Origin of the sequence: Pseudomonas sp. WS 5059 (assembly GCF_012985525.1) — a bacterium.
Classification (GTDB): Bacteria; Pseudomonadota; Gammaproteobacteria; order Pseudomonadales; family Pseudomonadaceae; genus Aquipseudomonas.
This window is the reverse complement of the sequence record NZ_JAAQWO010000011.1, coordinates 86,235-110,739: the sequence shown is the minus strand read 5'-3', so window position 1 is coordinate 110,739 and position 24,505 is coordinate 86,235. Positions and strand designations below refer to the sequence as shown.

General features: G+C 59.5%; 2 protein-coding genes (1 of these 2 running past the window's edge). Both read left to right on the top strand.

Features of this window, described 5'->3' with window-relative positions; genetic code table 11:
• Window positions 1-6,971: the 3' portion of a non-ribosomal peptide synthase/polyketide synthase gene (locus HBO12_RS26460; protein ID WP_170043716.1), read on the top strand. The gene continues 5,347 nt to the left of window position 1, outside the view; 6,971 of the gene's 12,318 nt are visible here — the last part of the coding sequence; its start codon lies beyond the left edge, outside the window; the stop codon is at window positions 6,969-6,971.
• Entirely contained in the window at window positions 6,971-24,505 is a 17,535-nt protein-coding gene (locus HBO12_RS26455) for a non-ribosomal peptide synthase/polyketide synthase (protein WP_170043715.1), read from the top strand. Before HBO12_RS26460 ends, HBO12_RS26455 begins: the two co-directional genes overlap by 1 nt.

Below are 24,505 nucleotides of genomic sequence, written 5' to 3'. Positions count from 1 at the left end.
AAGTCACCCTCAACACTCTGCTGCAAGGCGCCTGGCTGCTTCTGTTGCATCACTACACTGGACAGGACAGCCTGTGCTTCGGCGCCACCGTCGCCGGGCGCCCGACAGATATCGCCGGTATCGAGCAGCAAGTCGGACTATTCATCAATACCCTGCCGGTGATTGCCACGGTCAACCCGCAAACCCGGGTCGATCAATGGCTACAGGCCGTGCAAACGCAGAACCTGTCGTTGCGCGAACACGAACATACCTCGCTGGCCGATATTCAACGCTGGGCCGGGCACAACGGCGAAGCGTTATTCGACACGCTGTTGGTGTTCGAAAACTACCCGATCGCCGACGCTCTTGAACAACAGGCCCCCAAAGGCATGGAGTTTGGCAACGTCGACACCTACGAACAGACCAACTACCCGCTGACTCTGGCCCTGAATGCCGGGGAAACCCTGTCACTGCACTACAGCTTCGCCCACGACGCCTTCAGCGAAGCCGTGATCGAACGGATGGCGCAGCACCTGCACAACCTGCTGTTGCGCCTCACCGAACGGCCGGACCGAGCCATCGGCGAGCTAAACTTGCTGGACGACAGCGAGCGCGCGCAGGTTGTGCATCGCTGGAACGATACTGCCAGGCACTACCCGTTGGAGCGGCCGGTACAGGCGCTGATCGAACACCAGGTCGAGCAGACTCCCGACGCAGCGGCCCTGATATTTGCAGATGTTCGTCTCAGCTACGCCCAACTCAACGCCCGGGCCAACCAACTGGCCCATCATCTGATCGCTCTGGGCGTAGGCCCGGACCGGCTGGTGGGGATTGCGCTGGAACGCAGCGTGGAAATGGTCGTTGGTTTGCTCGCCATCCTCAAGGCGGGCGGGGCCTATGTGCCGCTGGATCCTGAGTATCCGACTGATCGCCTGGCCTACATGATCGACGACAGTGGTATCGACCTGCTGCTGACCCAGCAATCGCTGCTCAGCACCCTGCCACTGCCAGCAACACTCCATACGTTGTGCCTGGATACCCTGGCATTGGATGCCTTGCCGGACACCAACCCAGCTATCAGCGTGGCGGCGGAAAACCTCGCCTACGTGATCTACACCTCGGGCTCTACCGGCAAACCCAAAGGTGCCGGCAACCGCCACAGTGCCCTGACCAACCGTCTGTGCTGGATGCAGCAAGCCTATGGGTTAAGCGGCGACGACACCGTGCTGCAAAAAACCCCGTTTAGCTTTGATGTATCGGTGTGGGAGTTTTTCTGGCCCTTGATGACAGGTGCCCGCCTTGTCGTGGCTGGTCCTGGGGATCATCGTGACCCGCAAAAACTGGTGCAATTGATCACCGAGCACCAGGTGACGACCCTGCATTTCGTACCGTCGATGCTGCAAGCCTTCCTGCAAGACGATAGCAGTGAGCGTTGCACCGGCCTGACCCGGATTGTCTGCAGCGGCGAGGCCTTGCAGGTGGATACGCAACAACAGGTGTTCGCCCGCCTGCCGGGTGCCAGCCTATACAACTTGTATGGCCCCACTGAAGCTGCCATCGACGTCACCCACTGGACCTGCCGCGAGGAACAGGCTCACACCGTACCGATCGGCCAGCCCATCGCCAACCTCAGCACGTTCGTTCTCAATAGCGATCTGGCCCCATTACCGGTGGGATTGGTGGGCGAGTTATACCTGGGCGGTAAAGGCTTGGCCCGTGGTTACCACCGCCGTGCGGGCATGACTGCCGAGCGCTTTGTTGCCAGCCCCTTTACCAAAGGCCAGCGCCTGTATCGCACCGGCGACCTGGCGCGGCAGCGAGCCGATGGCGTGATCGAGTACATCGGCCGTGTCGACCATCAGGTGAAGATTCGTGGTCTGCGCATTGAGCTGGGAGAAATCGAGGCACGCCTGCTGGAGCAGGCCGAGGTTCGTGAGGCCGCCGTGCTGGCTGTGGACAGCGGTCGCGGCCTGCAACTGGTCGGCTACGTGGTGCCAAGCGCCAACGCCAACGAAGCACTGCGCGAGACCCTCAAGAACACCCTCAAGGAGCACCTGCCGGACTACATGGTCCCGGCACTCTGGGTGTTCCTCGATGCCCTGCCGCTGAGTCCCAACGGCAAGCTGGACCGCAAGGCCCTGCCAGCACCAGATGCCAGCCAGGTGCAGGTCCGGTACGTTGCCCCGCAGAGCGAGTTGGAACAGCAAATCGCCAATATCTGGCAAGACGTACTGAAGGTACAGAACGTCGGCCTGACCGATAACTTCTTCGAACTGGGCGGCGATTCGATCATCTCCATCCAGGTAGTCAGTCGCGCGCGCCAGGCCGGGATTCAATTCAGCCCCAAGGAACTGTTCGAAGCCCAGACCGTACAACAACTGGCCATCCTGGCCCGCACCGGTACGCCCGCGCAGGAAATCGATCAACAACCGCTCACGGGGCCGACCCCTCTACTGCCGGTACAGCAGGCGTTTTTCCAGCGGGCGATCCCCGAGCGTCACCATTGGAACCAGGCAGTACTACTATCGGCCCAGGCACCGTTGCAGGCCGATGCGCTCGAGCAGGCGCTGAAGGCCCTGATCCTCCATCATGACGGTTTGCGCCTGAGCTTCAGCGAAAACACTGCAGGCTGGCAGGCCAACTATCGCTCGGTGGCGCAACAGCAGCAGGACTGGCAACAGGCTCCTGCGTTGTACCAAGCCTGCGCCCTCTCCACCACGGAGCTGGAAGAGTTATGCAACCAGGCCCAGGCCAGTCTCGACCTGGCCCAGGGCCCCCTGCTGCGAGCGGTGCTGGTGACCCTGGCCGATAACACCCAGCGCCTGCTGCTGGCGGCCCACCACCTGGTGATCGATGGCGTGTCGTGGCGCATCCTGTTTGAAGACTTGCAGACCGCTTACCAGCAAGCCTTAGCGGGGCAGATCATCAGCCTGCCGGCAAAAACCGACTCAGGCAAAACCTGGGCCGAGCATCTGCAACGCCATGCCACCCAGGGTGGCCTGGCGGGAGAGCTCGCTTACTGGCAGTCCCAGTTGAAAGATGCCCAGGGCAAGCTGCCTGGTGCTCGCTGCGACGCCAGCCTGGAAAACCGTCACGGTCATAGCGTCAATACCCGGCTGGACAAGGCCCTTACCCGGCAGTTGCTGCAAGAAGCTCCCGCCGCCTACCGCACCCAGATCAATGACCTGCTGCTGACAGCGCTGGCACGGGTGATCAGTCGCTGGACCCACCACCCACAGTGCTTGATCCAGCTTGAAGGCCATGGCCGTGAAGAGCTGTTCGAACCCGTGGACCTGACGCGCACCGTAGGCTGGTTCACCAGCCTGTTCCCGGTGGCACTGACGCCTGTCGCCAATGACCTGGGTGCGTCGATCAAGCAGATCAAGGAACAACTGCGGGCCATCCCCAACAAAGGAATCGGCTTCGGTGCCTTGCGCTACCTGGGCGATGCCCGGGCCTGCGAAACCTTGGCGGCCCTGCCTGAACCGCGCATTACCTTCAACTACCTGGGCCAGTTCGATGGCAGCTTCAGCGCCGATGCACAGGCCCTGTTCAGCCCGGCCAGCGAAGGTACGGGTGCCGAGCAAAGCCCGGACGCGCCGCTGGGCAACTGGTTGACGCTCAACGGCCAGATCTACGCTGGCGAGTTGAGCCTGAACTGGCTGTTCAGCCGTGAGATGTTCGACGAGGCCACCATCCAGTACCTGGCTGATGAATACGCCGAAGAGCTTGCCGCCCTCATCGCCCATTGCCTTGATCCGGCCCACCGCGGCCTGACGCCCTCGGATGTGCCTCTGGCCGCTATTGGTCAGGCACAGCTGGATCGCTTGCCCATACCTGCCGCACAGATCGCCGACCTCTACCCATTGTCGCCGATGCAGCAGGGTATGTTGTTCCATACCTTCTATGAACAAGGGACCGGCAATTACATCAACCAATTGCGCGTGGATATCGACGGGCTTGACCCGCAGCGTTTCCAGCAGGCCTGGCAAGCTGCGATGGACAATCACGACATCCTGCGCACAGGTTTTGTCTGGCAAGGGCTGGAGCAACCATTGCAGTGGGTACTCAAGCAAGCGCAGGTGCCGTTCAGCGTATACGCCCTGGGCAGCCACGATGCACAGCAACTTGACGCGCTGGCCCTGACTGAACTGCAGCGGCCGTTCGTGCTGGATCAAGCACCGTTGTTGCGCCTGGCCCTGGTACAGACCGGCGCCGAGCGCTATCACCTGATCTACACCGGTCATCACATCCTGATGGACGGCTGGAGCAACTCCCAGCTCATGGGCCAGGTGTTGCAGCATTACAGTGGGCAAGCCGTAACCGCCAATACCGGGCGCTATCGCGACTATATCGCCTGGTTGCAGCAGCAGGACAGCGCCGCCAGCCAGCGCTTCTGGCAAGAGCAATTGCGCGGCCTGGAGTCGCCAACCCTGCTCGGCCAAAGCGTGACGCTAGTACCTGGAGAAGGCCATGGCGAATACCGCAAGGTCATTGACCCCGCCACTACCGAGCGCCTCAACACCTTTGCCCGCCAACAGAAAGTGACCACCAACACCCTGGTGCAAGCGGCGTGGCTACTCCTGTTGCAGCGTTACACCGGCCAAACCACGGTGTGCTTCGGTGCCACCGTGGCCGGGCGTCCGGCACAGCTCAATGGCGTCGAGCAACAGATCGGCCTGTTCATCAACACCCTGCCCGTGGCGGCCAGCCCGCGCCCAGAGCAAAGCGTTGCGCAGTGGCTACAGCAGGTCCAGGCACAGAACCTGTCCTTGCGTGAGCATGAACACACACCACTGTTCGAAACCCAGCGCCAGGCAGGTGTGGGCGGCGAAAGCCTGTTCGACAACATCCTGGTGTTCGAGAACTACCCGATCTCCGAAGCCCTGGAACAAGGCGCACCGCAAGGCCTGCGTTTTGGCCCGGTGCATAGCCAGGAGCAGACCAACTATCCACTGACCCTGAGCGTTGGCCTGGGTGCCAGCCTGACCCTGCAGTACCGCTACGTGCGGGCGAATTTCAGCGATGCGCTGATCGAGCAGATCGCCCGGCACATGGATCAACTGTTGAACGGTTTGATGGACAGCGCCGACCGTGCGCTGGGCTCGCTAAACCTGCTGGACAAGTCCGAACAAGCCTTGATCCTCAACACATGGAACAGCGCTCCACTGTCGGTTGCCGATGAACAGTGCATTCACCACCTGATCAATCGCCAGACCCAGGAAACCCCCGGGCAGTTGGCACTGATCGACGGTGAGCAACGCCTGAGCTACCAGCAATTGGACCAACGAGCCAACCGCCTCGCCCACAAGTTGATTGAGCTTGGGGTCGGCCCGGAAGTGCGGGTCGGCGTAGCCATGCCACGTACCGGCGACCTGCTGATCGCATTGCTGGCAGTACTCAAGGCCGGTGGCACTTATGTGCCGCTGGACCCCGACTACCCGGCCGACCGCGTGGCTTACATGCTCGACGACAGCCGCGCGCACCTGCTGCTGGTTGGCCAACAATTGCCGGACGAATTGCGCGCCCACGCGACCACTCAAGTGCTGACGATCGAGCCCGGTGACGCCTGGCTGGCCGGTTATAGCGAGCAGCCGCCTATCACTACGGTAACCCCCGATAACCTGGCCTACGTGATCTATACCTCGGGTTCCACTGGCCTGCCCAAAGGCGTGGCCATTGCCCATCGCAACGTTTGCGCCCTGGTTCGCTGGTCTGCTCAGGTGTATTCACGCGAAGACTTGCAAGGGGTACTGGCCTCGACCTCGATCTGTTTCGACCTGTCGGTGTGGGAGCTGTTCGTGACCCTGGCCTGCGGTGGCCATATCGTTCTGGCGCGCAATGCCCTGGAACTGCCAACCCTGCCAGCACGCGATCAGGTGCGCCTGATCAATACCGTGCCTTCTGCTATCAACGCCTTGCAACGTGCCGCGCAGATTCCAGACAGCGTACGCATCATCAACCTCGCCGGTGAACCACTGAAACAGACCCTGGTGGATACGCTCTACGAACAGACCAGCGTCGCCCACATCTACGACCTGTACGGCCCCTCGGAGGACACCACCTACTCCACCTGGACCCGCCGCGAAGTCGCAGGCTCGGCCAACATCGGCCGCCCGGTCGGCAATACCGCCAGCTATCTGCTCACCCAGGACCTGCAACCAGCTCCCCTGGGCGTTGCGGCCGAGCTGTATCTGGCCGGCGCCGGCATAACCCGAGGTTATCTGGGCCGGGCGGCGCTGACCGCTGAAAAATTCGTGCCCAACCCGTTCTCGACAAGTGGCGAGCGGCTCTACCGCACCAGTGACCTGACCCGCTATCGCCAGGATGGGGTGATTGAATACATCGGGCGTATCGACCACCAGGTGAAAATCCGCGGATTCCGCATCGAGCTGGGCGAAATCGAAAGCCGCCTGCTACAACACCCCGACGTACGCGAAGCAGTGGTGCTAGCCCAGGAACACCTCGACGGCCAGCAGCTGGTGGCGTACGTGGTTACCCGTCAATCACTCCCAGACGCAGCATCCCAGGACCAACTGCGCCCGCTGATCAAGGCCAGGCTCCAGGAAAACCTGCCGGCCTACATGGTCCCTGCGCACCTGATGTTCCTCGATCAACTGCCGCTGACGCCCAACGGCAAACTGGATCGCAAAGCCTTGCCTATGCCTGAGGCCGTCCAGTCGCAACGCGCCTTTGTCGCCCCCCAGACCCCGTTGCAACAACAGATGGCGGATATCTGGCAACAAGTCCTGGAACTGGAGCGCGTAGGCCTGGATGACAACTTCTTTGAACTGGGCGGGCATTCCCTGCTGGTGGTGCGCGTGGTGTCACGCGCCCAACTGGAGCTGGGCATGCAGCTGACCCCACAACAACTCTTTCAATTCCCCACCCTGGGCGCTTTCGTCAGTGAACTGCAAAGCAGCGGTGGGCAATTCGATACCGAAAAATTGAGCAAGCTCGAAGCGCTGCTTGACGATATGGAGCAACTGTAATGGACAAGAGCGTCGCCACCCGAATCGCCAAGCGTTTCATCACCCTGCCCCTGGACAAGCGCACGCTGTACCTGGAAAAAATGCTGGCAGAAGGCGTCTCGCCCGCCAACCTGCCGATCCCCGAAGTGCGCATTGAGTTCGAGCTCATCCCGCTGTCGTTTGCCCAGGAGCGCCAATGGTTCCTCTGGCAGTTGGATCCCTCCAGCGCCGCCTACCACATCCCCACCGCCCTGCGTCTGCGCGGCGCGTTGGACGTGCCAGCATTGGAACACGCGTTCAACACCCTGGTGGCACGCCATGAAAGCCTGCGCACCACCTTCCAGCAAATCGATGAGCGCGCGGTGCAAGTCATCGCCCCTCACATGCCCCTCGCGGTGGAACTAGTCCGCCTAGACGCACACCTGAGTGAAAGCGAACAACAACAGCAGATCAAAGACTTCGTCGAACACGAAACCCAACAACCCTTCGACCTGCACAACGGCCCACTGCTGCGAGTCAAGTTGCTACACCTGGCCAACGACGACCACGTACTGGTACTGACCCAACACCACATTGTCTCCGATGGCGCCTCCATGCAAATCATGGTCAGCGAACTGGTGCAGGTTTACGGCGCCTTCGTCCGGGGACAGGACATCACCCTGGCGCCGTTGCAGATCCAGTATGCCGACTACGCCATCTGGCAACGGCACTGGATGGAAGCGGGCGAGCGTGAGCGGCAACTGGCGTACTGGAACAAGCAATTGGGCGGCGAGCAGCCGGTGCTGGAATTGCCGACGGACTATCCGCGGCCGGCGGTGCAGAGTTTTCGTGGGGCGCGCCTGAACATCGCCTTGGAGCCCACGCTGGACCTGGCGCTCAAGGAGTTGGGCAAACAGTTCAGCGTGACCCCGTTCATGTTGCTGCTGGCCTCGTTCCAGACCTTGTTGCATCGCTACAGCCGCCAGACGGATATTCGTATCGGTGTGCCCATCGCCAACCGCAACCGCGTCGAAACCGAAGCTTTGATCGGTTTTTTCGTAAACACCCAAGTGCTTAAGGCAACGTTCAACGATCAGACCCGGTTCAGCGACTTGCTGCTACAGGTCAAGCAAACAGCCCTGGATGCCCAGACCTATCAGGACCTGCCTTTCGGCTATCTGGTGGAAGCCCTACAGCCAGAACGCAGCCTGAGCCACAGCCCGCTGTTTCAGGTGATGTACAACCACCACAGTGACAACCAGCATAGCTCTGAGCCAGCGAGCACCAATCCACAGCCACTGATTGTCGAAAGCCTGACCTGGGAGGACCGTAATGCACAATTCGACCTCACACTGACCACGCTCGAGTCCGGGGATGGCCTGTCGGCGACCCTCACCTATGCCACCGACCTGTTCGATACCTCGACTATTGAACGCATGGCCCGTCACTGGCTGCATCTGTTGCAAGGCATTGTTGCCAATCCCCAACAACGCGTTGCGGCGCTGCCGTTACTGGACAGCGCTGATTATCAACAGCAAATCCGTGATTGGAACACGACGGTATCTGAATACCCTGTGGAACGCAGTATTCACCAGTTGATCGCCGAGCAAGTTGAGCGTCAGCCGGACGCCCTGGCCCTGACCTACGGCACCAAGACCCTGAGCTATCGCCAACTGGACGGCCAGGCCAATCAACTGGCCCACAAGCTGATCGAACTGGGCGTTGGTCCCGAAGTGCGGGTCGGCGTGGCCATGCAGCGTTCCGACGCGTTGATCGTCGCCTTGCTCGGGGTGCTCAAGGCCGGCGGCGCCTATGTGCCGCTGGACCCGGATTACCCCGCCGACCGCGTGGCCTACATGCTCGAAGACAGTCGCGCCCAGGTGCTGCTGACCGAGGCCGATCTGCTCGCAGACCTGCCCCAGACCCAGGCGCAGGTGCTGCTGATGGATCAACTGTCCGGATACCCGCTGACAGTACCGGTTACTCGGGCCGCGCCCGATAACCTGGCCTACGTGATCTACACCTCCGGTTCCACTGGCAAGCCCAAGGGCGTGGCCATTGCCCATAGCAACGTTTTGGCGCTGATCCACTGGTCGCAGCAGGTCTACAGCTACGAAGATATCCAGGGGGTACTGGCCTCGACCTCGGTGTGCTTCGACCTTTCGGTATGGGAAATATTCGTCACCCTGGCCAACGGCGGCTCGCTGATCCTCGCCCGCAATGCCCTGGAACTGCCCGACCTGCCGGCCCGCGACCAGGTGCGCCTGATCAATACCGTGCCGTCGGCGATCAATGCCTTGCGGCGCACCGGGCAAATCCCCGACAGCGTGCGCATCATCAACCTTGCGGGCGAGCCACTGAAGCAATCGTTGGTCGATAGCCTCTACCAGCAGGCCACGGTTGAGCACGTCTACGACCTTTATGGGCCATCCGAGGACACCACTTATTCCACTTGGACTCGCCGCGAAGTAGCAGGCCAGGCCAACATTGGCCGGCCGCTGCACAATACCCAGAGTTACTTGCTCGATGCCGACCTGCAGCCAGTACCCACCGGGGTTGCCGCTGAGCTGCATCTGGCCGGTGCCGGGATAACCCGGGGTTACTTGGGCCGGGCAGCGATGACCGCCGAAAAGTATGTACCCAACCCCTTTTCCACCACCGGCGAGCGTTTGTACCGCACCGCTGACCTGACCCGTTATCGCGCCGATGGCGTGATCGAGTACGTCGGGCGCATAGACCATCAAGTGAAGATTCGTGGTTTCCGTATCGAACTCGGTGAAATCGAAACTCGGCTGTTGGCAATGGATAACATCCGAGAAGTCGCGGTGCTGGCGCTCGAAGGTGTCGGCGGATTGCAGTTGGTGGCATATATCGCACCATCCCACTGCGGGGAGGTGCTGGCGCACCCAGCAGTTCAGTCACGCCTGCGCGACTCGATCAAAACCCGCCTCAAGACACATCTGCCGGAATACATGGTGCCGGCGCAACTGATTTTCCTTGCACAGCTACCACTGACCCCCAATGGCAAGCTCGACCGAAAAGCCTTACCCGCTCCCGACGCTGTGCAGACGCAGCCTACATTTATCGCGCCACAAAGTGCCCTGGAACAACATATCGCAGCGATCTGGCAAGACGTGCTCAAACGTGAACATGTGGGGCTCACCGATAATTTCTTCGAGTTGGGCGGCGACTCGATCATTTCGATCCAAGTAGTTAGTCGCGCCCGACAGGCCGGGATCTACTTCACCCCCAAGGAGCTGTTCCAACACCAAACCGTTCAGGGCCTGGCGTCAGTAGCCCGTGTTGGCGAGGCCGGCCAGGTCATGGATCAAGGCCCTGCACAGGGTACGCTTGCACTGCTGCCTATCCAGCAAGTGTTCTTTGAGCAAGACATTCCGCAGCAGCACCACTGGAACCAGGCAGTCATGCTACGGCCCGCCCAAGCGCTGCAATCTGAGCACCTCAAACAAGCACTACAAGCCCTGGTGCTGCACCACGATGCCCTGCGCGTATCCTTCAGCGAACAAGCGGGTAACTGGAGCGCTCACTATCGGTCGGTAGCCAGCCAGCAACAGGCCTGGGAGAAGGCCGCGCTGCTGCAACTGATCAGTGCCGATCACAGCGAGCTGCCCACCATTGCCAACGCCACCCAACGTAGCCTCGATCTGCACGAAGGCCCTCTGTTACGGGCGGTGTTGATTAACCTGCCTTGCGGCGAACAACGCCTGCTGTTGGTGATTCATCACCTGGCCGTTGATGGCGTCTCGTGGCGCATCCTGTTTGAAGACCTGCAAACCGCATACCGCCAACTACAAGCTGGGCAAGCGTTAAAACTGCCGTTCAAGACCAGCTCGGCCAAGGCATGGGCCGAGCAACTGCAAACCTACGCCACCAGCGAAGCCCTGCAGCAGGAGTTGGCGTACTGGCAGCAGCAACTGCAAGACGTCACCTGCGACCTTCCGTGCAAAAACCCGGCGGGCAACCGCCAGAACGCCGATGCCGTAAGTGTGCAGACTCATCTTGACCAGAAGCTGACTCGCCGACTACTGCAAGACGCGCCAGCCGCTTATCGCACCCAGGTCAACGACCTGCTGCTCAGCGCATTGGCCCGCGTCATCACGCGCTGGACCCAACAACCGTCAGTGCTGGTACAACTGGAAGGCCACGGCCGCGAAGACTTGTTCGACAGCATCGACCTGACACGTACCGTCGGCTGGTTTACCAGCCTGTTCCCACTGAAACTGACCCCTGCCACCGATCCGGGGCAATCGATCAAGCATATCAAGGAACAACTGCGGGCAATCCCGAACAAAGGCATTGGCTTCGGCGCCCTGCGTTACCTGGGCGACGAGCAGGCGCGCGCTTCCTTGCGCGAGCTGCCCGAGCCACGCATCACCTTCAACTACCTCGGCCAGTTCGACGGTAGTTTCGATAGCGAGGACCACGCGCTGTTCGCCCCATCCGGGGAAAGCACCGGTGATGAGCAAAGCCCGCAAGCACCGCTGGCAAACTGGCTGAGTATCAATGGCCGGGTCTACGGCGGCGAGTTGAGTCTGAACTGGACCTTCAGCCGGGAGATGTTCGATGAGACAACCATGCAACGACTTGCAGACGAGTATGCGCAAGAGCTGGCAACGCTGATCGAGCATTGCTGCCAACCACAAAATAGCGCAATCACCCCCTCGGACGTGCCATTGGCGCAGTTGTCACAAGCGCAGCTGGATGCACTGCCAGTGCCGGCTCACCTGATCGAAAACCTGTACCCCTTGTCGCCGATGCAGCAAGGTATGTTATTCCATGCCCTTTATGATCAGGACTCTGGTAGCTACATCAATCAGATGCGCCTGGATATCGACGGGCTGTTGCCCGAGCGTTTTCAGCAGGCATGGCAGGCGGCGGTCGAAGCCAACGATATCCTGCGCACCAACTTCCTTTGGCAGGGCGAAATCGATACCCCACTGCAACTGGTGCATAAACAGGCAACGCTGCCTTTCACCCTGCACGACTTGCGCAATGAGGGGCAACAAACTGCGGCTCTCGACGAACTGGCCCACCGCGAACGCCTGGGCTTTGACCTGAGTCAGGGCCCGCTACTACGCCTGCAATTGGTGCGCACCGGCGACACTCGCTATCACCTGATTTATACCCATCACCACATCCTGATGGACGGCTGGAGCAACTCACAGCTGCTGGGCGAAGTCCTACAGCGCTACAACGGGCAGCTCCAGGCCAAAACACATGGCAGCTACCGCGACTACATTGGTTGGTTGCAACGCCAGGACAAAGCCGTCAGCCAGGACTTCTGGCGCGAACAGCTAGCGGGGTTGCAGGAACCAACACGTCTGGCCCAGGCAGTCGCTCATCGCCCTGATACCGAAGGTTACGCCGAGCACTTCCAGCAATTGGACCCGACCCGTACCCTCGTCTTGAGCGAATTCGCGCGCCAGCAGAAAGTTACCGTCAACACCTTGCTACAAGCGGCCTGGCTGCTGTTGCTGCAACGCTACACGGGTCACGATACCGTGTGCTTCGGTGCCACCGTATCGGGACGCCCTGCGGAACTCAAGGGTATCGAGCAACAGATCGGATTGTTCATCAATACCTTGCCGGTCATCGCCAGCCCCCGCCAGGAGCAATCCGTGGCACAGTGGCTGCAACAGATCCAGAACCAGAACCTGGCACTGCGCGAGCAGGAGCACACACCACTTTACGAGGTACAGCGTTGGTCCAATCTGGCCGGTGAAGCTCTCTTCGACAACCTGCTGGTCTTTGAAAACTACCCGATTTCCGAGGCGCTGGAGCAAGGCGCCTCCGACGCCCTAAGCTTCGGCGAACTGAGTAACCATGAGCAAACCAACTACCCGTTGACGCTCGCTGTGGGTCTGAACGACAAGCTGTCGTTGCGCTACAGCTACGACCTCAAACACTTCAATCCAAGCTTCATTGAGACAATCAGTGCTCATCTGACGCAGTTGCTCGACAGTCTTTGCCACTCAGCACAACAGGCACTGGGTGATCTCAACCTGTTACTCGAACCTGAACAGCGCCTGCTATGCACTTGGAATGACACAGCGGGTGCATATCAAGACCAAGGTACTGTCGGCCAACGAATTCAAGATCAAGCCGACCGAGCACCGAACGCCCTGGCACTGATCGATGCCGAGCGCACGTTGAGCCGTAGCCAATTGAACGAACGGGCCAACCGCCTGGCCCACAAGTTGATCGCCATGGGCGTTGGCCCAGAAGTCCGGGTTGGCGTAGCCATGCAGCGTTCGGACGCGTTGATTGTAGCCCTGCTCGGCGTGCTCAAGGCCGGCGGCGCCTATGTACCGCTGGATCCGGACTACCCAGCCGACCGTGTCGCCTACATGCTTGAAGACAGTGGTGCCCAGGTTCTACTGACCGAAAGTGAGCTGCTCGCCGATCTGCCACGCACCCAGGCACAGGTATTGCTGATGGATCGATTGGTGGAGGAACTGGCTGGCTACCCACTGACCGCACCGATCATCTCGGTCTCGCCCGATAACCTTGCCTATGTAATCTATACCTCCGGTTCCACCGGCAAACCCAAAGGCGTCGCTATCGCCCATCGAAACGTGCTGGCGCTTATCCATTGGTCGCAGCAGGTCTACAGCCGCGAAGATATCCAGGGCGTATTAGCCTCCACCTCGGTGTGCTTCGACCTGTCGGTATGGGAAATCTTCGTCACCCTGGCCAACGGCGGCTCGCTGATCCTCGCCCGCAATGCCCTGGAACTGCCGGAGCTGCCGGCACGCGACCAGGTACGCCTGATCAACACCGTGCCGTCGGCAATCAATGCCTTGCAGCGTGCAGGGCAAATCCCCGATAGCGTGCGGATCATCAACCTGGCCGGTGAACCCCTGAAGCAATCACTGGTGGATAGCCTTTACCAACAGGCCACAATTGAGCATGTCTACGACCTCTACGGCCCCTCCGAAGACACCACCTATTCCACTTGGACCCGCCGCGAGGCCGGTGGCCAGGCCAATATTGGCCGGCCGCTGCACAACACCCAAAGCTATCTGCTTGATGCTCAACTACAACCCGTCGCACCGGGCATCACTGCTGAGCTTTACCTGGCCGGTGCAGGGATTACCCGGGGGTACTTGCTCCGCCCGGGCATGAGCGCCGAGAGGTTCGTTCCCAATCCATACGCAGCCCACGGCGAACGTATGTATCGCACTGGCGACCTGGCTCGTCATCGCGCCGATGGCACGCTTGAATACGTCGGACGCATCGACCATCAGGTAAAAGTCCGCGGGTTCCGAATTGAACTGGGTGAAATCGAATCACGCCTGCTGGCACAGGACAGTGTGCAAGAAGTCGCGGTACTGGCAATGGAAGGGTCTAGCGGTCAGCAGTTGGTGGCTTACCTCGTTCCTGACCAATTCCTGGCAAATAGCGATGCTCAAGCGTCGTCGTGCGAAACGATCAAGACAGCACTGCGGGAACACCTGCCGGAATACATGGTGCCAGCCCATCTGATATTCCTGGCCGAACTGCCGCTGACTCCCAACGGCAAACTTGACCGCAAGGCCTTGCCCGCTCCCGAACTTGGCGTACCGACGGACCGGTTCGTTGCACCGCAAAGCGTCCTTGAACAGCAGATTGCCGCTATCTGGCAAGACGTACTCAAGCTGGAGCACGTTGGGCGAACCGATAACTTCTTTGAGCTGGGCGGCGACTCGATCGTCTCGATCCAGGTGGTCAGCCGGGCGCGCCAGGCCGGGATTCACTTCACCCCTAAAGAGCTGTTCCAGCACCAGACCGTGCAAGCTTTGGCCTCTATCACCCAATTGACCAGCGACCGTACGGGAATCGATCAAGGTCCGGTTTCCGGAGAGGTGGCGCTGCTACCGATTCATCAGTGGTTCTTCCAGCAGGCAATCCCTGAACGTCACCACTGGAATCAATCAGTAGTGCTCAAACCCCATGAGGCCTTGAATGCCCCGGCATTGGAACATGCACTGCAAGGGCTAGTCGCACACCATGACGCGTTGCGATTGAACTTCAAACCGCAAGGCACCGGCTGGGCTGGACACGTTGTCGCCCATACCCCGCGCGCCATGCTTTGGCAGCAGGATGTCGCCGACGTGGCAGCACTGGTCCCTCTTTACGACCAGGCCCAACGCAGCCTGGACCTGCAAGAAGGCCCGCTGCTCAGGGCAGTTTTGAGCAACCTGCCAAACGGTGAGCAACGCTTGTTGATCGTCATCCATCACTTGGTGGTTGACGGTGTGTCCTGGCGCATCCTGTTCGAGGACCTGCAAGCTCTTTATCGCCAACAGATTTCCGGACAAACACCTCAACTACCACACAAAACCAGCTCGGTGAAAGCTTGGGGCGAGCGCTTGCGGGGGTATGCACAGAGTGGTGCCCTGCTGGAGGAAGTCGATTACTGGCAACAACAATTGAACGGCGTTGCCACTGACCTGCCCTGCGAACATCCAGACGCCAGCCTGCACAATCGCCATAGCCGTAACTTGCAGGTCGGACTGAGCCAGGCCCAGACGCGCCAATTGCTTCAACAAGCCCCAGCGGCTTACCGCACGCAAATCAACGACCTGCTGCTCACAGCCCTGGCCCGGGTAGTCGGCCGCTGGACCCGGCGTGACGATACCCTGATCCAGCTTGAAGGCCATGGCCGCGAAGAATTGTTCGACGATATAGACCTGACCCGTACGGTCGGCTGGTTTACCAGTATCTTCCCAGTCAAGCTTTCGGCGGCCGGTACACTTGAACAGTCGATCAAGCACATCAAGGAGCAACTGCGAGCCATCCCGAAAAAAGGCCTGGGGTATGGTGTCTTGCGTGAAATGGGCGACAAAACGGTACAACAAACCCTAAGCGGCTTGCCCCAACCACGCATCACCTTCAACTATCTAGGGCAATTCGACGCCAGCTTCGATGCTGCACAAGGCGCACTGTTCGCTCCTTGCGGCGAAAGCGCTGGCGCCGAACAACACCCCGACGCCCCCCTGGCCAACTGGTTGAGTATCAACAGCCAGGTGTATGGCGGTGAGTTAAGCGTGAGTTGGCTATACAGCAGTCAAATGTTCGACGAGCAGACCATCGAACGCTTGGCCAATGACTACATCCTCGAACTCACTGCGCTGATCGAACATTGCTGTCAGCCGTATAACCAGGGCACCACCCCTTCCGACTTCCCACTAGCAGGTCTGAACCAGCGGCAATTGGATGCACTTACGGTGAAGGCTGCGGAAATCGAAGATATTTATCCGCTGTCACCGATGCAGCAGGGGATGTTGTTTCACTCCTTGTATGAGCACGACTCAGGCAACTACATCAACCAGATGCGCCTTGACGTCGAAGGGCTGGACCCCGAGCGCTTCCAGCAGGCCTGGCAAGCGGCGATGGATGCGCGGGATATCTTGCGTACCCAGTTCCTCTGGCAAGGCGATTTGCCGGGCCCAGTGCAACTGGTACGCAAACACCTGCACTTGCCATTCACCCTACATGACTGGCGCGCGCAACCTCATCTGGAAGAATCACTCGATACATTGGCCGTTACCGAGCAGGAAGGTTTCGAACTCAATGAGTCCGCCCTGCTGCGCCTTCAACTGGTACGTACAGGTGAATCGCGGCATCACCTGATCTATACCCATCACCATATCCTGATGGACGGTTGGAGCAACTCGCAGTTGCTGGGTGAGGTGCTACAACGCTACAACGGCCAACACGACGCCAAGCCTGCCGGACTCTATCGGGACTACATTGCTTGGCTACAACTCCAGGACCAAGCCCAGAGCGAAAGCTTCTGGCGTAGTCAATTGGTTGATCTGACCGAACCTACCCGATTGGCACAAGCTATCCCGGCGCCCGCCAAATCTGGCAAAGGCTACGGCCATTGCCCTCGGCAACTTGAAGTGGCACAGACCCAGCGCCTGAGCGAGTTTGCCCGCCAGCAAAAGGTCACGGTCAATACCCTCCTGCAATCCGCCTGGCTGTTGCTGCTACAACGCTATACCGGACAAGACTGTGTGTGTTTTGGCGCAACCGTAGCGGGCCGCCCGGCAGAACTCAAAGGCATCGAACAGCAGATTGGCCTGTTCATCAACACCCTGCCAGTCATTGCCAGCCCATATGCAGAGCAAACCGTCGGACAATGGCTGCAAACGGTGCAGGCGCAGAACCTGGCCTTGCGCGAACACGAACACACTCCTCTTTTCGAGGTGCAACGCTGGTCGCAACTGTTCGGAGAAGGACTGTTCGACAGCCTGCTGGTGTTTGAAAACTACCCAGTCTCCGAGGCCCTGGAGCAAGGTGGTTCTTCACAGTTGCGCTTTGATGGCATCCGTCTTCAGGAGCAAACCAATTATCCGCTGACGCTGATGGTGGGTTTGAGCGACACCCTGTCCCTGCATTACCACTATGCCAACAGCAACTTCTCTGAACAGGCTATCGATCAACTCAACCGGCACCTGACCGGCCTGCTGTTGAATATGCTCGACCATCCTGATTGCGCCTTGGGCGAACTCTCGATGCTTGATGCCGCTGAACAACAGGTCATGGTGCAATGGAACCCACCCGCAACCGACTACCTACTCCAGCATAGTGTCAATCAACTGATTGAAACCCAGGCTGAACGCACACCGCAAGCTGTTGCCCTGATAGTGGGTCATCAATCGCTGACCTACCGCCAACTCAACGAGCAATCCAATCAACTGGCCCAAAAGCTGAGAGATTCAGGGGTTGGCCCGGATCGCCTTGTAGGAATAGCCCTTGAGCGTGGCATACCGATGATTGTCAGCCTGCTGGCAACACTTAAGGCCGGTGGTGCCTATGTGCCGCTGGACCCGGACTACCCCGCCGACCGTCTGGCGTACATGATGCAAGACAGCGGCCTGGAAGTGCTGATCACCCAGTCCGATGTGCTCGAATCACTATCAGTCCCGATCGGCGTGCAACCGCTGGTATATGAGCACGCAAACGGGTGGCTCGACCGCTACCCACGCAGCAACCCAGCGACGCAAACGAACCCGGACAACCTGGCCTATGTGATCTACACCTCCGGTTCGACCGGAAAACCCAAAGGCGTGGCTATCGCCCATCGCAACGTGCTGGCGCTGATCCATTGGTCGCAGCAGGTCTACAGCCGCGAAGATATCCAGGGCGTATTAGCCTCCACCTCGGTGTGCTTCGACCTGTCGGTATGGGAAATCTTCGTCACCCTGGCCAACGGCGGCTCGCTGATCCTCGCGCGCAATGCCCTGGAACTGCCGGAGCTGCCGGCACGCGACCAGGTACGCCTGATCAACACCGTGCCGTCGGCAATCAATGCCTTGCAGCATGCAGGGCAAATCCCCGATAGCGTGCGGATCATCAACCTGGCCGGTGAACCCCTGAAGCAATCACTGGTGGATAGCCTTTACCAACAGGCCACAATTGAGCATGTCTACGACCTCTACGGCCCCTCCGAAGACACCACCTATTCCACTTGGACCCGCCGCGAGGCCGGTGGTCAGGCCAATATTGGCCGACCGCTGAACAATACCCAGGGCTATATGCTCGACGCCGACCTGAATCCGGTGCCTGTCGGGGTTGCCGCCGAGCTACACCTAGCCGGCGCCGGAATCACACGGGGCTATCTCGGCAAGGCCGCGTTGACTGCAGAGAAATACATCCCCAATCCGTTCTCCTCCACCGGCGAGCGCCTGTACCGCACCGGTGACCTGACCCGTTATCGTGCCGATGGCGCGATCGAATATGTGGGGCGTATCGATCATCAAGTCAAAATTCGTGGATTTCGTATCGAACTGGGTGAGATCGAAGCGCGCCTACTGGTACAAGCCAGCGTACGCGAAGCGGCTGTACTGGCCGTAGAGGGTGCCAGCGGCCTGCAACTGGTGGCGTACATCGCTCCGACCCGCCCCGATGGAACCCTCGACAGCCTCGAAACACAGGCCCAACTGCGCGAATCAATCAAGATCCAACTCAAATCCCATCTACCGGAGCATATGGTACCGGCACAACTGATATTCCTTACGGAGCTGCCGTTGACCCCTAACGGAAAACTGGACCGCAAGGCCCTGCCGGCTCCCGATTCGGCTCTGTCACAGGCGACCTTCGTTGCGCCGCAAAACGCCCTGGAACAACAGATCGCTACAATCTGGCAAGACGTCCTCAAGCGTAACCAGGTGGGCATTAACGACAACTTCTTCGAACTGGGTGGCGATTCAATTATCTCTATCCAAGTGGTCAGTCGAGCTCGCCAAGCAGGTATCCATTTCACCCCCAAAGAATTGTTCAAACACCAGACCGTACAAGGCCTGGCGTCCGTCGCACAACTCGACCAGCCAGATATGGGAATTGACCAGGCACTGGTTAGCGGCGAAATGCCGTTGCTGCCAATCCACCACCAACTACTGGGCGTGCCAAATGGTGCAACGCTGATGGTGCTCGAACCACATACCCCATTAGTGGCTGAAATCCTTGAGGAGGCTTTACGGGCCCTGATCCACCATCACGATGGCTTGCGCCTGCGCTTCACCGACCAGGTGGGACATTTCGCGACACATGACGGACCTTTGCTACAACACCGGGCAATCCGGGACCTCAGTGGACTGAAGGCGCTTTACCAAGTACTGCAACAACAATCCACGCTGATGGATGGCCCGTTACTGCAAGGGATGCTTGCAACGTTGCCTTCAGGCGAACAGCGCCTGGTACTGGCCGCCCTGCCATTAGCTGTCGACGAATACTCCTGGTCAATTCTGCTTGAGGACCTGCAAGCTGCCTACGCGAACTTGGCAGCCAACCAGGCGGTCATGCTGCCGGCGAAAACTACCAGTGTGAAAGCCTGGGCCGAACACCTGCACACCGTTGCCGCAAATCCTCATCAGGCGTATTGGAGCCAAGTGCCTGTTACCCATGACCTACCACGGGAACGATCCGAGACTGCGGATCATCAAGTCCTGACGCTACGCAAAACCTTGGACAAAAACCTGACGGAGCAACTATTGCAACAAGCACCACTGGCTTACCGGTGCGACGTTGATACCTTGCTGCTCACAACTCTGGCCCGCGTTCTCCATCGCTGGACTGGGCAGGACAGCTGTCTGATCGAGTTGCAACTGCACACTCGTCCTGAGGCGTTCAATGGCCTGAACATGACGCGCACTGTTGTTGGTGCAACACCGGGTGTCCCGGTGCGACTGTCGACGACAAATATCCTGGATCAATCGATCAAGCAGACCAAGGAGCAACTGCGAGCGATTCCTGATGCGGGTCTTGGTTTCGGCATTACCCGTTATCTGGGAAATGGAACGCTCGCACACGTTGCAAGACCGTTGATTCGTTTCAACGCGCTGCCAGCTGTCAACAGCTACCCGTTGTTCAGCGCACACAGATTGTCGCCGATGGCGGCCAATCTGCCAGAGAAAGGTCTGAACATTGTCAGTCAACTGGAGGAAGGCCAACTGGCGCTGAGCTGGAGCTTTGATACCCAATGGTTCAACAGCACCAGCGTTGAGCGATTGGCTCAGGAATACTTCAACGAGCTACAAGCGATGATTGTGCATTGCACTCGCCCAGACAGCGCAGGCCTTAGCCCGTCTGACTTCCCACTGTGTAGCCTGACACAGGCCCAGTTGGACAGTCTGCCCATCGCAGCCCACCTGGTCGAAGATATTTACCCCCTGTCGCCAATGCAGCAGGGAATGCTCTTCCACACGCTGGAGGACACTGAAGCTGCGGTCTACATCAATCAAATGGATGTTGAAGTAGACGGCCTGCACGTCGAGCGATTCATCTGCGCATGGGACAGTGTTATCAAACGCCACCCAACCCTGCGAACAGGGTTCTGGAACTCAAACCAACTCGCCGAACCCTTGCAGGTGGTCTATACCCACGCACTTCTGGCAACACAGGTACTCGACTGGCAAGACACGCCTGTCACATCCGAACGCATAAAAGCACTGGTTGCAGAGGACTACGCCCAAGGCTTTGATCTACTTCAGGCGCCGTTGATGCGCGTAACGCTGGTCAAGCTTGCGGGCAACAAGGTTCATCTGATCTGGAACAGCCACCACATCCTGATGGATGGCTGGTCCAGTTCACGTCTGCTGGGTGAAGTACTGCAAACCTATCTGGGTCAAGCACCGAGCACCCCGCCTGAAAGTTATCGGGACTACATCGTCTGGCTTAAAAACCAGTCGAAGACTGACGTCGAACAGTTCTGGAAAGACAAGCTACAAGGGTTCAGCGGTGCAACAACCTTGGCCACCGGCATTGCTCCACGCCCGGGGCAGCAGCTTCCAGGGCACGAAGCGCTGTACCTCAACTGGACCAAGGAACCGACCCAGCGCTTGCGTGAGCAGGCCCAACGCTGGCGTGTGACCCCCAACACGTTGATCCAGGCCGCGTGGCTGTTGCTGCTGCAACGCTATACCGGTCACGCGACCGTGTGCTTCGGTGCCACAGTGGCCGGTCGCCCCGCCACCCTGCCGGGGTCGGACTCCATACTGGGGTTGTTTATCAATACATTGCCGATCATCCAGACACCAGAACCAGAAATGCTCCTGGGTCAATGGCTACAGGCGCTACAGACCTACAACATTGAGGTGCGCGACTATGAGCATGCCTCTTTGGCAGATGTGCAGCGCTGGTCTGGCCAGGGTGGGCAATCATTGTTTGACAGCATCATCGTCTTTGAAAACTTTCCCCTGGATGAGCGACTCCATGATACTGAACAGCAGCAACTGACCTTCGGTGATGTGAAAGCGCGAGGAGTAACCAACTTTGCCATGGACCTGGAGGTCCGTCTGGGCAATACCCTAACCATCGAGTTCATGTACCTGCGCAACCGCTTCACCCCAGAAGCGACCGAGCAAATCCGCACAAGCTTCGAAACCTTGCTGTGCGCCATGCTCGACACCCCCGATGCAACCCTCGGCAGCCTGGCCATGCTCAGCAACAACGAGCAGCAACGCCTCAACCAACGCAACATACTGGCCCCTTTGCAGGAAACGGCGCCGTTGCTGGCCGAGGTCATCCGAAGCCACGCAGCAGCCACACCAGACGCCGTCGCAGTGGTATGTGCCGAAGCTCAGTTGACCTATGGGCAACTGGAGTTCCGCGCCAACCGCCTGGCCCATTACCTGATCGCCCAAGGAATAGGCCCGGAAAGTTTTGTCGGGATTGCCTTGGAGCGCTCAGTTGACGTCATCGTCGCGTTCTACGCGGTCATGAAAACCGGAGGTGCCTATGTGCCGCTGGACATCGACTATCCCCAGGAGCGCGTGCAGTGGATCGTCGAAGATTCGGCCATGAGTTTGTTGATTACCCACGAAAGCCTGCATTCGCGCTTCAATCAACCGTGGGCGCCGGCACTGATCGCGCTCGACGGCCTGAGCCTGGACAGTCAGCTCGACCATTGCCCTGCCAGCGCTGTACTGGATGACAACCTTGCCTATCTGATCTACACCTCCGGTTCCACTGGCAAACCCAAGGGCGTAGCAGTCAGCCACGGGCAGATCCGCATGCATTGCCAGGCCATCGCCCGGCGCTACGACATGGACGCAAGCACCCGCGAGTTACTGTTTATGTCGTTCGCCTTCGACGGTGCTCAGGAGCGCTGGCTCTCGACGTTGGCCAGCGGTGCTCGCCTGGTGGTACGCGACAATCGCCTGTGGACCGCGGAAGAAACCTGGCACGCGCTGCACCAGCATGCCATCAGCATCGCCTGCTTCCCGCCGGCCTATCTGCAGCAACTCGCCGAGTTCGCCCAGACTCAGGACCAGGCGCCGCCACCGGTACGCATCTACTGCTTTGGCGGAGATGCGGTGGCCGACGCCAACTTCGAACTGGTCAAGCGCGCCCTCAAACCGCAGTACTTGACCAACGGTTATGGGCCAACTGAAACCGTGGTGACCCCACTGCTGTGGAAAGTCCCGGTAGACGCCGTGTGTGGCGCGGTTTATGCGCCGATCGGCGAGCGTGTCGGCGAACGTACTCTCTACGTACTGGATGATGCCCTCAATGTTGTGCCAGAGGGTGTGGCCGGTGAGTTGTATATCGGCGGCGAAGGTGTGGCGCGCGGTTATCACCAGCGCCCCGGATTGAGCGCCGAGCGTTTTGTCGCCGACCCGTTTTCCAGTACCGGCGCACGCCTGTACCGCACAGGCGACCTGGTGCGCCAGCGTGCGGACGGGGTGATTGATTATCTCGGGCGCTTGGACAATCAGGTAAAAATCCGTGGCTTCCGCATTGAACTGGGAGAGATCGAAGCACGTCTACGCGAACTTTCAGATGTTCAGGACGCTGTAGTGGTTGCCCGGGAAACTGCCGGTGGCAAACAACTGATCGGCTACGTGGTCGCCTGCGACGTGGCCGGCCTCGGTGAGCGCCTGCGTGGCGAACTGCAACAGGATCTGCCGGACTATATGGTGCCTGTGCAAATCCTCGTGCTGGAGTGCTTGCCACTCAACCCGAACGGCAAACTAGATCGCCAGGCCCTGCCCGACCCGGACTTCAAGGGACGCCAGTTCATCGCCCCGCGCAACGCGCTGGAAAAAGCCTTGGCAGCGATCTGGCAAGAGGTGTTGGAGGTAGAGCAAGTCGGGGTCACCGACAACTTCTTCGAGCTGGGCGGCGACTCGCTACGAGTGCTTAAAGTGTTGTCCAAAGTGCGTAGTCAACCGGAACTGGGGCTGGGCCTCAAGCTGCGCGACATGATGGGCAAACCGACCATTGCCGAACTGTCGGGCTACACCCCGAGCGAGCAGAACCTCGACCCGCTGTTGCTGCTCAACAATCGTGTGGCCAATGCTGCGCCGCTGTTCTGCCTGCACGCCGGTTTCGGCACGGTGTTCGACTACGAGCCCCTGGCCCGGCGTCTGGACGGCCAGCGCAGTGTTTATGGCCTGCAGTGCCGAATGCTGCTGGACCGCGATTGGGAGGATGAATCCTTGCAGGCCATGGCCATTGACTACGCCCAGTACATCCGGCAGAAACAGGCCGATGGCCCATACCACCTGTTGGGCTGGTCCCTCGGTGGCCCATTGGCGTTACTGGTGGCGCAGGAGCTGGAAAGCCAGGGCCAAGTCGTGGAGTTCGTGGGGTTGGTCGATGCCTTCACCCCGACTGCAGAACAGGCGCAGCCTGAGGACGACTGGAGCGATGACTTGCGCGGTTTCCTCGCAGTCATCTTCGATGTGGCTGTCGGGCGTTTGCCGGCGATTGAAATTCCGGCGGGCAGCGACATTGCGCGCCTGGAACAGTTGATCGCATCGGTGCAAAGCAATGTCGCTGGCGACTCGGCATACAGCAGCATCAGCACCGAAGAATTGGCCCATACGTTTATCGTGGCGATGAAACTCAAGGCGTTGTCCGAACAATTGCAGGTCCTGCCAGATACCGGCTGCCGTCCTCATTGTTGGTGGGCCAGCACGCCGCAAGCGGACTTCATCAGCCCAGTGCCTGGTGCACTGAGCGACGAACTGATTGCCGCTGGTCACTACGACATCCTGAAACACCCGGACTGGCTCCATGACCTGCTGCAGCAACTGCCGCAAAACGAAGCCGTGACCAACTGA

What these genes read in the sequence shown, in the direction of transcription:
- HBO12_RS26455 (WP_170043715.1), top strand. Translation starts at nt 6,971, where the DNA reads ATGGACAAGAGCGTCGCCACCCGAATCGCCAAGCGTTTCATCACCCTG.